Below are 12814 nucleotides of genomic sequence, written 5' to 3'. Positions count from 1 at the left end.
TAGGAGTGAGCCTGCTCGCGATGGCGCCCTGCCAGCCGACCTGGCTCTGGCAGGCAGACTCAATCCCTGTAGGAGTGAGCCTGCTCGCGATGGCAACCTGCCAGCCGACCTGGCTCTGGCAGGCAAACTCAGTCCCTGTGGGAGCTGGCTTGCCAGCGATGGCGGCCTGACATCCGACCAGTTTCTCCCGAATGTATGCGGTCCAAATGTGGGAGTGAGCTTGCTCGCGAAAGCGGTGTATCGGCTGTCCATAAACTTAATCCGGTACGCATGTTTAAAGTACACGAACCGTTACGCCATAAAGGCTACAACGCCTTGCGCCGTTACCTACGCGTACGCCAGAATCCGCCGGCTTACACGACTATGGGTCGGGCTATATCGTTTCCCTGTCACTGAAAAACAGTGATCGGGTTTGGTAGCCCGTCTGTAATAGTTGTATGGCAACACCTTATGCAGCCTCTTTTTTGGGGCTCAGTTTTATGGTGGTCATGCGTGGGGCTCCTTTGCGAGCGCCGGTTTCCTATTGCAGCCGGTCTACCAACCCGCGTATGGCCGCCCGCGCCATCAATTTCTACCTCAATCCCAAGACGCTCAGAGGGTCGATGTACCCGCAAAAGCCCAACAGGATCTTCCTCATCGACCCCTCCGTGGATGACGAAACACTCTTGGTCGAAGCCTGCGAATCCCTGGCGTCGGTCACAGTGACGCTCGGTGATTTCGCCGGGCTGCTGGAGGGGCCGAACCGCAAGACTTTGCTGGGTATTGCGCAGGTTGTGATGCTGGGGGAGTTGGCGGTGAATCAGGCGCTGGATAACGTGGAGCCGAAGGAATAAGCGCTACTAGCCAAGATCAAAAGATCGCAGCGTTCCGCAGCTCCTACAAGTGATCGGTGCAGGAGCTGCGGAACGCTGCGATCTTTTGATTTTTAGCGGCTAAACCTCAGAAGTGCTGATTTGTGTGGCTATGCAAAGCCCTGATCACTGGGGAGTTAAGATGCCAGTGATGACATATTCATCGAATACGTTCTGCCCATCGCGCGCGGCTTGGCGAACATCAAGGAATGTCAGCTCTTCACGAACTTGCTTGTTCTTGGATTTGTCGGTTTTTAGGGTGGTGGCCATCGGAGCCTGCGAAGGATGTGTACTCATGTTGACCCGCTTATTGTTTTGACCGTCAGACGATAGGGCCTGATTTCAGCGAGTTCCAGTCGGCGCATTCTGGCGCAGTTGTAGGCAGTGTCTGCATTGCTTCAGTGAGATCGTCTGCGGCCGAGAAGTCCTCATCGCGAGCAGGCTCACTCCTACATTGGATCTTTGTCGGGCATTTAATCTGTGGCCACCGCAGATCCAATGTAGGAGTGAGCCTGCTCGCGATAGCGGTCTGCCGGACCCCAAAAATCCCAGATCAAAAACAAAAAAACCGGAAGCTCTCGCCATCCGGGTTTTTCGTACCACCAGATCAATCAGCGGTTAAACCGCTCCACCAACGAGTATTGCGTGTTGGCAGTCTTCGTCAGCTCTTCACTCAACAACGCCGAGTTATGCGCCTGTTCCGAGGTCTGATCCGCCAATTCCGAGATGTTGCTGATGTTGCGGCTGATTTCTTCAGCCACCGCACTTTGCTCTTCGGTCGCGGCAGCGATCTGGGTGGTCATGTCGGTGATGTTGGCCACCGCTTCGCTGATCCCGACCAGCGCCTGATCCGCTTCCAGCACCCGCGCAACGCCTTCTTCCGCCTGACGATGTCCGGCTTCCATGGTTTGCACGGCGCTCGAGGCCGTCTGTTGCAGCTTGGCGATCAGAGCGTGGATCTGTCCGGTCGATTCGCTGGTGCGTTGCGCCAGTTGACGAACTTCGTCAGCCACCACAGCAAAACCACGGCCCATCTCGCCAGCACGGGCGGCTTCGATGGCGGCGTTGAGCGCCAGCAGGTTGGTCTGGTCGGCGATGCCTTTGATCACGTCGACCACGCCGCCGATTTCGTCGCTGTCCTTGGCCAGTTGGGTCACGGTCAGACCGGTTTCACCGACGACAACGGACAAACGCTGAATGGCTTCGCGGGTTTCCCCGGCGATGTCACGGCCGCGACCGGTCAGGCGATTGGCTTCCTGAGTGGCGTCGGCGGTGCGCTGAACATGGCTCGCGACTTCTTGCGTGGTTGCAGCCATCTGGTTGACGGCGGTGGCGACCTGTTCGGTTTCCACGCGCTGACGTTCCAGACCGTTGGAGCTGTTGTGCGCCAAGGCGTCGGACTGTTTGGCCTGATCGGTCAAGTGTTCGGCGGTGTCTTGCAGGCGGGTCAGGCAGGTTTTCAGGCGGGCTTCCTGGCTGAGGATCGACATTTCCAGACGCGCCTGGGCGCCACGGCTGTCGGTGTACATCTGCGCGATCAACGGGTCGGACGTGGTCTGCTCGGCCAGACGCAGCAGGCGTTTGAGCCCGCGTTGTTGCCATTGCAGACCCATCAGGCCCAGCGGCACCGACAGACCGGCAGCAAGGGCGAAGCCCCAGTGCGAGTTCAGGGTCGCGCCGATCACGAAGCTCAGCTGGCTGACCAGAATGAACGGCAGCCAGTCCTGTAGCACCGGCAGCCATTTGTCGCTGGAAGGGATCGCCGACTTGCCTTGGTTGATGCGTTGGTAGAGCGCTTCGGCACGGCGGATCTGTTCGGCGGTGGGTTTGATCCGCACCGACTCGTAACCGACCACCTGTTTGCCGTCGAACACCGGCGTTACATAGGCATTAACCCAGTAATGATCCCCGGTCTTGCAGCGATTCTTGACAATGCCCATCCATGGCAAGCCTTGTTTCAGTGTGCCCCACATGTGCGAAAACACCGCAGCCGGCACGTCAGGATGACGGACCAGGTTGTGCGGCGCACGGATCAGTTCCTCACGCGAAAACCCGCTGATCTCGACGAAAGCGTCGTTGCAGTAGGTGATCACGCCCTTGGCGTCGGTTGTGGAAATCAACCGTTGCTGAGCGGGGAAAGTCCGTTCGCGTTGTGTGATGGGCTGGTTATTACGCATGATTCTTCAATCCGCAAGGCTTTGAAAGGTTGTCGGCGGTGTCAGGTATTTATTGAAAATATTTTTCAATAATCAGTACAGCGTCGCAAAACGGCCCTTGTTTCAACCCGCCAGCATCGGATAAGTGAACAGGCCGAAGTGCAGCAGATTCAGGCCGAAATGTGTGGCGATTGCTGCACCGAGTCCGCCAAAGCGGTAGGCCAGGCCGTAGCCGATACCCGCCAGACCAGCCAGCAACACCCAAGTCCAGCCCGCGCCGATGTGGGCCAGGCCAAACAGCAAAGACGCGAGCAGCAGCGCAAGGTTTTCGCCATAAGGCAGCTGTTTGAATGTCCGGCTCAGACCTCCCTGTATATAGCCGCGAAACAGCGCTTCCTCGACCAGCGTCACCAGCAGCAGATTGTTCAGCACCCAGATCCACGATTGATCCGGCCATTTCGGTGCCCAGGCGATCATGCCGAGCAGATGCGCACCGCCCAGCGCGAGGATCACGCTCAGGGTCAGCGCCAGGGCTGTGGCATAAACGGTCAGGCGCAAAGAGCGTCGGGCGACGATCCATGGGCAGGCCAGCAACAGCCAGAAGCCGATCAGCGGTTTGTCCAGATTCATGTACATCGAAAACGGCACGGAATTGTCGCTGAAACGCTGCGGATCAATCGCACGACCGTTATAAAAACCCGGCAACCAATGCAGGGCCAGCGACAGGGCCAGAACAATAAACAGGCCATGCCCGAGGTACCGCGCGACCGGGATGGTTTGCTGGCGCACGGCAAAACCGGCGACCAGCAGCAGCCCCACGGAAATCAGCGCCAGCCAGCCGAGGTTGCCGTACGACAGAGCGAGTCCGTAACCAATGGCGAGAAGCCCGAGATAGAGCCATGGCAAAGCCTTCATGTGAATCCTTGTGTTTCAAATGCTCAGGGGAAGGCTTTCTACACGGGCGGGCGGCAGGGGACAAGTAAAGGTGTGGCGGGAAGTCGGGACAGGACGCAAACCTTTGGCCAACATCAATACCTGTGGGAACTCTCTTGCCAGCGATGAATATTGCAGGCTGACATCTTCTTCAACTGACCCTCCGCTATCGCTGGCAAGCCAGCTCCCACAGAGGATTTGGGTTGCCATGAATTTCGTGGACGCCCCAAAAACCTGTGGGAGCGGGCTTGCCCGCGAAGGCGTCCGGTCAGTCAATATTGATGTTGACTGACACAAAGCTTTCGCGAGCAAGCTCGCTCCCACAGGATTTGGTGTTCAGCAGAAAGATCAGTGCTGGTTGAGTCTGGCAGCCGCGCGCTCAGTGATTTGCGTGCGCGTCTTCAACGATGCCGCCGCGCGGTTACGAGCCTCGTCGAGGACGTGCTGCGACGCGGTGTCCGGGCTCCCCGCATTGAACGGCGGAGCCGGCGCGTATTCCAGTTGCAACTGCAGCACTTGCGCGGCCTCGGCACCGATCAATTCCGCAGCCAGTGTCAGGGCAAAATCGATCCCCGCGGTAATCCCGCCACCGGTAAACAGATTACCGTCACGTACCACGCGATCCTTGACCGCAATCGCGCCCAGCGTCGGCAACAGTTCGTGATACGCCCAGTGCGTGGTCGCACGTTTGCCCCGAAGCAGTCCCGCCGCGCCGAGCACCAGCGACCCAGTGCACACCGACGTTACATATTTCGCCTGCGCCGCCTGACGCTTGATGAATTCCAGTGTCTGCTCGTCCTCCATCAACGGCCCGACGCCGCCACCACCGGGAATGCAGATCACATCCAGATCCGGGCAATCGTCGAAGGTAATAGTCGGTTTCAGCACCAGACCGGTGCTCGCGGTGACCGGCACCAGATCCTTCCAGATCAGATGCACCTGCACGTCCGGCAACGACGCCAGCACGTCATACGGCCCGGTCAGGTCCAGTTGCTGCACCTGTGGAAACAACAGAAATCCGATCTGCAACGCCATGGCTTTTGCTCCATTAAAAGGGGTGGACGGCTTCACTGTAGGCGCGTAGCGTCTGGCGCATACGCCAATAACCCCACGAATTACGCCAAATGCCCAAAGCCGTTCACGTACTCGCGTTCGCCAACATGCAGATCCTCGACGTCACCGGGCCGTTGCAGGTGTTTGCCTCGGCCAACGACATCGCCCGCCAGCGCGGAATGCCGATTCCCTACGCGCCAAGCGTGATCGCCAGCGAAGGTGGGGCGGTGATGTCGTCGGCGGGCTTGGCGGTGCTGGCCGAACCGTTGCCGCAAGAGGCCAGCGACACCTTGATCATCGCTGGAGGCTGGGGTATTTATCCCGCCGCCGAAGATGTGCTGCTGGTGGATTGGGTGCGCGAGCACGCCGCGAAATGTCGGCGCGTGGCGTCGGTATGTACCGGCGCGTTTCTGCTGGCAGCCAGCGGTTGGCTCGACGGGCGCCGCGTTGTCACCCACTGGACGCGCTGCGAACAACTGGCTCAGCAACATCCGAACTTGCAGGTCGAGGCCAATCCGATCTTCATCAATGACGGCCCGGTCTGGACCTCGGCGGGCGTCACTGCCGGTATCGACCTGGCGCTGGCCATGGTCGAAGAAGACCTGGGCAGCGACATCGCGCTCGACGTCGCCCGGCATCTGGTGGTGTTTCTCAAACGCCCGGGCGGGCAATCACAATTCAGCGTGACGCTGTCCCTGCAAAATCAAGGCAACCGCTTCGACGAACTGCATGCATGGATCGCCGAAAACCTCACCTGCGATCTCGGCATCCCGACCCTCGCCGAACAGGCCGGCATGAGCGAACGCAGCTTCGTCCGCCACTACCGCGCCGACACCGGCCAGACCCCGGCGCGGGCTATCGAACTGATCCGCGTCGAAACCGCACGGCGATTGCTCAGCGACACCGGCCTGCCAGTCAAACGCGTGGCAGCCAACTGCGGGTTTGGCAGCGAAGAAACCTTGCGCCGCAGTTTTCTACGGGCGATTGGCGTGACGCCGCAGGCTTATCGGGAGCGGTTTTCGGTTAGTGCTGCAACAGATCCAGTAATGCCTTGAGCGTTGCTTGCGGAGCCTCTTCCGGAATGTTGTGGCCAACACCGACCAGTACTCGCCGCTCATATGGCCCGGTGAAATGGTCTATGTCCTCATCTTCTACTGGCGCCGGTCCGACGCCGTCATCGGCGCCACACAGGGAGATGGTCGGCACGCTGATTGCCGGTTGCCTTGTCAACAGTTGCTCCATCCATTCCAGCGCCGGATCGCCCGGTGCATACATGAAACGATGTCGGTATGAGTGAATCACCACGTCGACAAAGTCGGGATTGTCGAAGGCTGGGGCACTCAGCGGATAGCGCTCGGCGTTTTGCGTCCACGTCGGCGACCACAGACGCCAAAGCAGTTCGCAAAACTCCCGTCGATTTTGCCTCAGACCTTCAACACCGCGTGGCGTGTGGAAGTAATACTGATACCACAGCCGATGCTCGGTCTCGGGGTTCAGTGGCTGGATCGAATGTGGGATGTTCTGCAGGTTATAGCCGTCTCCGGTCACCAGCCCACGCACTCGCTCGGAAAACAGCGCCGCAACAATGCACGCCGCCCGACCACCCCAGTCATAACCGCAGAGGGTGGCTTGTTCGATCCTCAACGCATCCATCAAATCCAGTAAATCCTGAGCCAGCGCCGCTTGTTGTCCAGAGCGCAAAGTGTCCGGGCTGTTGAATCGGGTTGGGCCGTAGCCGCGCAGATACGGAACGATGACCCGATAGCCCTTGGCGGCGAGGGCCGGAGCAATTTCATCGTAGGCGCGGGGAGAGTAGGGGAATCCGTGAAGCAGAATCACCGGATCGCCGTTGTCGGGACCCTGATTTTCGCAGGCAATGTCCAGGGTCTGCGTCCGTACATGTTGGATGTCAGTCATGGAAGGCTCCGAAAAATTAAGCGTCCAGCAACACTAGACCAAACCACTGAACCTGTTGCAGATGAACCTTGTGGCGAGGGAGCAAGCTCCCTCGCCACAGTCGCTCTATCAGGCTGGGGTTTCGGTTTCGGGCATTTGATTGAAGTATTTGCTTCGATCCGGGGTAAACGTCACCACCATCTTCGTCCGCGAACAGGTCAGCACCCGCTCTGCATTCAGATCAATATCCAGATCCTCCCCGCGCAGTCCTTGCCATTGCGCCAGATATTTCAGCGAGCCATATTTTTCGTTTTTCTTCAGGCTGCGGCTGACGCCACCTTTCCAGCCCAGCACAGGCAATTCATTGGCGAGGCAGCGTTGGGCGAGGTCGGGGAAGCGTGCGGCGCGCTGGCGGCCGACTTCCCAGCATTTGATCAGGCCGTTGTCGGCGGCTTCCCAGAGTTGGCTGCGGTTGAGGCCGGTGCGCAAGGGCATGTCGATGGGACGGTGGACGTGCTGGGTCATTCTGGTTCCTTGAATTCGGGTTTTATTGGACAGCTCCGCTGTGCCCGTTGCGGTGGATGGTAGGGGGGGATGTAACAGCTGGCAACAAGGTATTTCAGGGTGTAAGTGCGAGTTGCGGGGCAAGAAGTGCGGGTGATTTGTTTAAGGCGTGTAGGCGTCGAACCGCATAACTGTGGCGAGGGGATTTATCCCCGTTCGGCTGCGCAGCAGTCGCAAAGCCAGCCGGTGCGGTACCTGTGATTGAGTAAGAAGATCAGGGGCGGGGGCCGCTTCGCAGCCCAACGGGGATAAATCCCCTCGCCACAGAGTGCAGACATTTTTCAGAAATGTGTGGGCAAGATCCTACAAACACTGTGTGCGATTGGACATTTCCGACAGGCTCTGACGAACATTACGGCTGCCACGAGTCCTTTTCGCCACTCAACCGCCGATCCAGAAAACTCGCCGCACTGATCAACGCCAGATGCGTCAGTGCCTGCGGGGTATTGCCCAGATGCCGACCGTGGCTGTCGAACTCTTCGGCATACAACCCCAATGGGTTGGCGTAACGCAGCAGTTGTTCGAATTCCAGATGCGCCTTTTCTACCTGCCCGGCGCGGGCCAGGCATTCGACGTACCAGAACGAGCACGCCGCAAACGCGCCTTCGGTGCCGGCCAAACCGTCGATATTGGCGTCATCGTTGCGATAGCGATAAACCATGCCATCGCGCACCAGATGTTTCTCGATGGCTTCGAGCGTCGAGAGCCAGCGCGGGTCCTTGGCGCTGACGAAACGCACCAGCGGCATCAACAGCATCGAACCATCGAGAGCAGTGCCGCCCTTGTACTGCACAAAATGCCCGCGCTCTTCATTCCAGAAGTTGTCCCAGATATCCGCGTAGATCGCCTGACGGGTCTGATCCCATTGCGCAAACGGGGCCGGCAGCGAGCGTTTCGAGGCTAGCCGAATCGCCCGGTCCAGCGCCACCCAGCACATCAGCCGTGAGTGCAGGAAATGGTGCGTCTCACCGCGCATTTCCCAGATGCCGACGTCTTCGGTCTGCCAGGTCTCACACACCTGATTGACCACTTCACACACGTGCTTCCAGCCTTCGTGGGAAATCGCGTCGCCGTACTTGTTGACCAGATACACCGCGTCCATCAGTTCGCCGAAGATATCCAGCTGAATCTGGTCAAAGGCCCCGTTGCCAATACGCACCGGTTTTGCGCCGCCGTGACCGGACAAATGCGTGAGTTCGGTTTCCGGCAATTCCTGACGGCCGTCGATGGCGTACAGAATGTTCAGCTTCATCGATTGGCCATGACAATCACTGACCCGGCCGCGCATCCAGCGCATGTAGGCGTTGGCTTCTTCAACAAAGCCCAGGCGCATGAACGCGTACACGGTAAACGAGGCGTCGCGGACCCAGGTGTAGCGGTAATCCCAGTTGCGTTCGCCGCCGACGGCTTCCGGCAGGCCGAAAGTAGCAGCGGCGAGGATTGCCCCGTGTTTGCGTGAGGTCAGCAGCTTGAGCGCGAGCGCCGAACGGTTGACCATTTCGCGCCAGCGGCCACGGTAGTTCGACTGGCCGATCCAGTCGCGCCAGAACTTCAGTGTGCGTTCCATGCACAACTTGGCCGCGTCCTCGGCAAAACGCGGATCGTCCGCACCGCCGAGTAGAAACTCGGCGCTCTGATCCTGTTTCAAGCTGAACGACGCCAGCGCCGACTCGGCATCGATGTGCATCGGCTGATCCGCTACCAGGCGCAGCGATGGCCGACCTCCGGCGCTGAACACCACCGTTTGCCCATCCATCTGCGCACTGGTTTCGGCGCGGGCATAGTCGTGGCGCACCGCGCAGCGCATGTGGAACTTCGCTTCCCCGCTGACCACTCGGACCCGACGCATCAACAGCGGCAGGTCATCGACGCTGTCACCAATCGGCAGCAGATCAGTGATTTCCACCACCGCAAATTCACTGAGCCAACGGGTTTGCAGAACATTGGTGTCCGGCAGATAAATCTGCTCACGGCGGGCATCCGGCAAATCCGGTGCGAGCTGGAAAATCCCCGCCTCCGGACTGTCGAGTAGCGAACAGAAGATCGTCGGGCTGTCGAACTCCGGCCAGCAGAAAAAATCCACGCTGCCCTTGTCGTTGACCAGTGCCGCGGTGCGCATGTCGCCGATGATGCCGTGGGCGTCGATAGCGCTTTGTCGTTCGGGATAATGTTCAGCCATTGCCGCGAAACTCCGGATAGAGGCTCATGCCGCCATCGATGAACAGGGTGGTGCCGACAATGTAGTCGGCGGCGTCGGAGGCGAGAAACACCACTGCATTGGCGACATCCTCGACATCGCCGATACGGCCGTAGGGAATCAGGTCGAGCAGTTTTTCGCCGGCCGCGCCTTCGGTGGCCTCTTTATTTATAGCCGTGCGAATCGCTCCGGGCGCGATGCTGTTGATGCGGATGCGTTCACGGCTGACTTCCTGAGCCAGGGTTTGCATCAACTGATCAACGCCGCCCTTGGACGCGGCGTAATTGACATGCCCTGCCCACGGAATGCGCTGGTGCACCGAACTCATGTGGATGATTTTGCCGGCAGCCCGCGACACACCTTCGCGGATGCCCTGACGCTTGAAGATGCGTAACGCGGCGCGGGCGCAGAGGAACTGGCCGGTGAGGTTGACGCCGATCACCTGATTCCAGTCCGCCAGCGACATATCCACAGCCGCTGCGTCTTTTTGCATTCCGGAGTTGGCGACCAGAATGTCCAGTGAGCCGAAGGCTTCCAGCGTCTCGGCGAACAGCCGCTCAACGTCGTCTTCCTTGGACACATCGGCGCCGATGGCCAGCGCCTGACCGCCATCGGCGATGATCTGCCGGGCCAGTTCCTGTGCGGGTTCGGCTTGACGGTTGTAGTTGATGACAACGGCGGCACCCGCTGCGGCGAGGGCTTTGGCGGCTGCGTGGCCAATGCCGGAGCTGGCGCCAGTGACCAGTGCAACCTGACGGGCGAGGGTAATGTGCATGCGCGGTTGTGCCTTGGGTGAGGGCTTAACTAGCTGACTGGTGGTGAGCAGAGAGAGTTCATTTCTGAAGATTTTGTGTTGTTGGTTCGGGCCTCTTCGCGGGCAAGCCCGCTCCCACAGGGTTCTTGGGTAAGTCCGGTTGGAGCTGCGGCACGCTGCGATCTTTTGATCTGCAAGGGCTTCACACTCCACCAACAATTCACTGCTTCCACGCCCATTGGCCTTGTGGCAACTTGGCGGCCCTGAATGAGGCTGCATCCGATGGCAAACCCTTACCGCGAACTGTTCAACGCCCCCGGTGCCCGGGCCTTTGTGATTGCCGGGATGATTGCGCGCATGCCGATCTCCATGACCGGTATCGGCTTGATCACCATGCTCGCGCAGCTTCAGGGTGGCTATGGATTGGCCGGTGCAGTGGCGGCGACGTTTGCTCTGGCCACGGCGTTTTGTGCACCGCAGGTCTCGCGGCTGGTCGACCGCTATGGTCAGGGACGAATTCTGCCGGTGTCGGCATTGATCGGTGGCGGGGCGCTGCTGATGTTGTTGATCTGCACCCGTTTGCAGGCGCCGCACTGGACGCTGTTTATCTGCGCCGCTCTGGCCGGTTGCATGCCGAGCATGTCGGCGATGGTGCGGGCGCGCTGGACCGAAATCTATCGTGGTCAACCGCAATTGCAGACCGCTTATGCGCTGGAGTCGGTGCTTGATGAAGTGTGTTTCATCGTCGGCCCGCCATTGTCTGTCGGGTTATGTGTGGTTGCGTTTCCCGAGGCCGGGCCGCTCGCCGCGTTGTTGATGCTGGCCATCGGCGTTACGGCGTTTGTCGCGCAACGCAGTACCGAGCCGGCAGTGCATCCACATGAACTGCATCACCAAGGCTCGATCATCCGCTCGCGGGACATTCAATTGCTGATGCTGTTGATGGTCGCCATGGGCACTATCGTCGGCGTGGTCGACGTGGTCAGCGTGGCGTTTGCCCAGCAACAGGGACAGCCAGCGGCAGCGAGTATTGTGCTGTCGGTATATGCCATCGGTTCCTGTATGGCCGGGATCGCCTTCGGCGCAATGCGCTCGAAATTGCCGTTGCCGCAGCTGTTTCTGTATGGCGGTGTGGCGACGGCGGTGACCACGTTGCCGCTGTTGTTGGCGACCAATATTTTCGGCCTGGCGTTGGCGGTATTTGTCGCGGGGCTGTTCTTTTCGCCGACGCTGATTGTGGCGATGGCGCTGGTCGAACGCATCGTACCAGCGGCCAAACTCACTGAAGGCCTGACCTGGCTGGTGACGGGTTTGAGTATCGGCGTGGCCATCGGCGCCGCCAGTTCCGGCTGGCTGGTGGACGCGTTTGGCGCACGTAGCGGGTTCTGGCTGGCGATTGCCGCCGGGGCCGTGGTATTGGGCGCAGCGGTGCAAAGTTTCCGACACCTGAAGTGACTGGATGGCAGGGGCGAGGGCTAATTTCTACAAGGTCGCTTTCGTTCTTCTATACAGACAACTTTTCGAGGTAAGCCGGGTGACTCAGCTGACATTGCTGTGCCTTCCTTATTCGGGCGCCAGTGCCATGGTTTACAGCCGCTGGCGGCGCAAACTGCCAGAGTGGCTGACGCTGCAACCGGTCGAACTGCCGGGACGCGGCGCGCGATTCGGCGAAGCGCTGCAAACCGACATGCGTGCACTGGCGCGTCAATTGGCGGCCGAGCTGCAAACTTCATTGCGTGCGCCGTATGCGATTTTCGGCCATAGCCTGGGGGCATTGCTGGCCAGCGAACTGGCTCACGCACTGCGCGCACTGGGGTTGCCGGAGCCCGTGGCGTTATTTGCCTCCGGTACCGCGGCGCCGACCATGCGCAGCGACTACGACCGTGGTTTCTCCGAGCCCAAGACCGATGCCGAATTGATCAATCAACTGCGCACCCTCAATGGCACCAGTGAAGAGATCCTCGCCAACGACGAGTTGATGAGTCTCACGCTGCCGGTGCTACGAGCTGATTTTCTGCTGTGCGGACGCTTTCAGCCGATCCAGCGTCCGTTGCTCAAATGCCCTGTGCATGTGCTTGGCGGCACCACTGATCGTGCCACCACTGAACAATTGATTGGCTGGAGCAAGGAAACCCACGGCAGCTTTTCCGTGGACATGCTGGCCGGTGGGCACTTCTTCATTCATGAGCACGAAGCCAAAGTGCTGCGGGTGATCAAGGATCAGCTGGATGTGCATCATCGACGGCACGGTCTGCTCGTCAGCGCCTGATTTTTCTGTGGGAGCGTGCTTGCTCGCGAAGGTTTTATCAGCCGCCAATGATCTCGGCTGATACACCGCGTTCGCGAGCAAGCCCGCTCGCGCATTGATTTGTGCCTTGTTCATTTCTCCCCAGGCGTCCTGTCTGCCAGT

At 59.6% G+C, this 12814-nt stretch carries 12 protein-coding genes; 4 read left to right on the top strand and 8 right to left on the bottom strand.

Annotated elements, in window-relative coordinates:
- Positions 1-479 precede the first annotated feature (479 nt).
- Complete coding sequence (locus ACTWLJ_RS26125) at positions 480-833, top strand: DUF6124 family protein (RefSeq protein ID WP_445181417.1); 354 nt, start codon at positions 480-482, stop codon at positions 831-833.
- A gap of 144 nt (positions 834-977) precedes the next feature.
- Here the strand turns inward: ACTWLJ_RS26125 and ACTWLJ_RS26120 are convergent, their stop codons facing one another.
- The 4 genes from ACTWLJ_RS26120 to inhA form a co-directional block, all read right to left on the bottom strand.
- Positions 978-1148, bottom strand: a complete 171-nt coding sequence (locus ACTWLJ_RS26120) for a hypothetical protein (protein ID WP_445179066.1) — start codon at positions 1146-1148, stop codon at positions 978-980.
- Positions 1149-1462: 314 nt separating this feature from the next.
- Positions 1463-3028 carry a methyl-accepting chemotaxis protein gene (locus ACTWLJ_RS26115; protein WP_445179065.1) on the bottom strand — a complete coding sequence of 522 codons (1566 nt, stop codon included), beginning with the start codon at positions 3026-3028 and terminating at the stop codon, positions 1463-1465.
- 102 nt (positions 3029-3130) lie between these two features.
- A complete protein-coding gene (locus ACTWLJ_RS26110; RefSeq protein ID WP_445179064.1) occupies positions 3131-3922 on the bottom strand; it encodes a CPBP family glutamic-type intramembrane protease in 792 nt (263 codons plus the stop codon).
- A 366-nt stretch (positions 3923-4288) separates the two neighbouring features.
- Positions 4289-4975: an isonitrile hydratase gene (gene inhA, locus ACTWLJ_RS26105; RefSeq protein WP_445179063.1), complete on the bottom strand. Its 687-nt coding sequence runs from the start codon at positions 4973-4975 to the stop codon at positions 4289-4291.
- Between the two features lie 89 nt (positions 4976-5064).
- On the opposite strand from inhA, the gene ACTWLJ_RS26100 reads away from it, so the two are divergent.
- Positions 5065-6048: a GlxA family transcriptional regulator gene (locus ACTWLJ_RS26100; RefSeq protein WP_445179062.1), complete on the top strand. Its 984-nt coding sequence runs from the start codon at positions 5065-5067 to the stop codon at positions 6046-6048.
- Here ACTWLJ_RS26100 and ACTWLJ_RS26095 read toward each other — a convergent pair.
- From ACTWLJ_RS26095 to ACTWLJ_RS26080, 4 genes are all read right to left on the bottom strand, one after another.
- Positions 6017-6910 (bottom strand): alpha/beta fold hydrolase, encoded by an 894-nt coding sequence (locus ACTWLJ_RS26095; protein WP_445179061.1) that lies wholly within the window; start codon positions 6908-6910, stop codon positions 6017-6019. The genes ACTWLJ_RS26100 and ACTWLJ_RS26095 overlap by 32 nt on opposite strands.
- 108 nt (positions 6911-7018) lie before the next feature.
- Positions 7019-7414, bottom strand: coding sequence for a hypothetical protein (locus ACTWLJ_RS26090; protein ID WP_445179060.1), 396 nt, complete (start codon positions 7412-7414; stop codon positions 7019-7021).
- A 391-nt stretch (positions 7415-7805) separates the two neighbouring features.
- Complete coding sequence (locus ACTWLJ_RS26085) at positions 7806-9632, bottom strand: glycoside hydrolase family 15 protein (protein WP_445179059.1); 1827 nt, start codon at positions 9630-9632, stop codon at positions 7806-7808.
- On the bottom strand, positions 9625-10425 hold the full coding sequence (locus ACTWLJ_RS26080) for a glucose 1-dehydrogenase (RefSeq protein ID WP_445179058.1): 801 nt from the start codon (positions 10423-10425) through the stop codon (positions 9625-9627). The genes ACTWLJ_RS26085 and ACTWLJ_RS26080 overlap by 8 nt, the downstream gene beginning before the upstream one ends.
- Positions 10426-10686: 261 nt before the next feature.
- Here ACTWLJ_RS26080 and ACTWLJ_RS26075 point away from each other — a divergent pair, with 261 nt between their 5' ends.
- Entirely contained in the window at positions 10687-11859 is a 1173-nt protein-coding gene (locus ACTWLJ_RS26075) for an MFS transporter (RefSeq protein WP_445179057.1), read from the top strand.
- 79 nt (positions 11860-11938) lie between these two features.
- Positions 11939-12673 carry a thioesterase II family protein gene (locus tag ACTWLJ_RS26070; RefSeq protein ID WP_401210472.1) on the top strand — a complete coding sequence of 245 codons (735 nt, stop codon included), beginning with the start codon at positions 11939-11941 and terminating at the stop codon, positions 12671-12673.
- Positions 12674-12814 lie beyond the last annotated feature (141 nt).

Source organism: Pseudomonas sp. McL0111 (genome assembly GCF_052567255.1).
This window is presented reverse-complemented; position numbering and strand designations above follow the sequence as displayed.

Excerpts from the sequence above, each read along its gene's own strand:
- ACTWLJ_RS26075 (WP_445179057.1), top strand. The coding sequence starts at position 10,687 with ATGGCAAACCCTTACCGCGAACTGTTCAACGCCCCCGGTGCCCGGGCC.
- ACTWLJ_RS26125 (WP_445181417.1), top strand. The coding sequence starts at position 480 with ATGGTGGTCATGCGTGGGGCTCCTTTGCGAGCGCCGGTTTCCTATTGC.
- ACTWLJ_RS26115 (WP_445179065.1), bottom strand. The coding sequence starts at position 3,028 with ATGCGTAATAACCAGCCCATCACACAACGCGAACGGACTTTCCCCGCT.
- ACTWLJ_RS26090 (WP_445179060.1), bottom strand. The coding sequence starts at position 7,414 with ATGACCCAGCACGTCCACCGTCCCATCGACATGCCCTTGCGCACCGGC.
- ACTWLJ_RS26110 (WP_445179064.1), bottom strand. The coding sequence starts at position 3,922 with ATGAAGGCTTTGCCATGGCTCTATCTCGGGCTTCTCGCCATTGGTTAC.
- ACTWLJ_RS26120 (WP_445179066.1), bottom strand. The coding sequence starts at position 1,148 with ATGAGTACACATCCTTCGCAGGCTCCGATGGCCACCACCCTAAAAACC.
- inhA (WP_445179063.1), bottom strand. The coding sequence starts at position 4,975 with ATGGCGTTGCAGATCGGATTTCTGTTGTTTCCACAGGTGCAGCAACTG.
- ACTWLJ_RS26100 (WP_445179062.1), top strand. The coding sequence starts at position 5,065 with ATGCCCAAAGCCGTTCACGTACTCGCGTTCGCCAACATGCAGATCCTC.
- ACTWLJ_RS26085 (WP_445179059.1), bottom strand. The coding sequence starts at position 9,632 with ATGGCTGAACATTATCCCGAACGACAAAGCGCTATCGACGCCCACGGC.
- ACTWLJ_RS26095 (WP_445179061.1), bottom strand. The coding sequence starts at position 6,910 with ATGACTGACATCCAACATGTACGGACGCAGACCCTGGACATTGCCTGC.
- ACTWLJ_RS26080 (WP_445179058.1), bottom strand. The coding sequence starts at position 10,425 with ATGCACATTACCCTCGCCCGTCAGGTTGCACTGGTCACTGGCGCCAGC.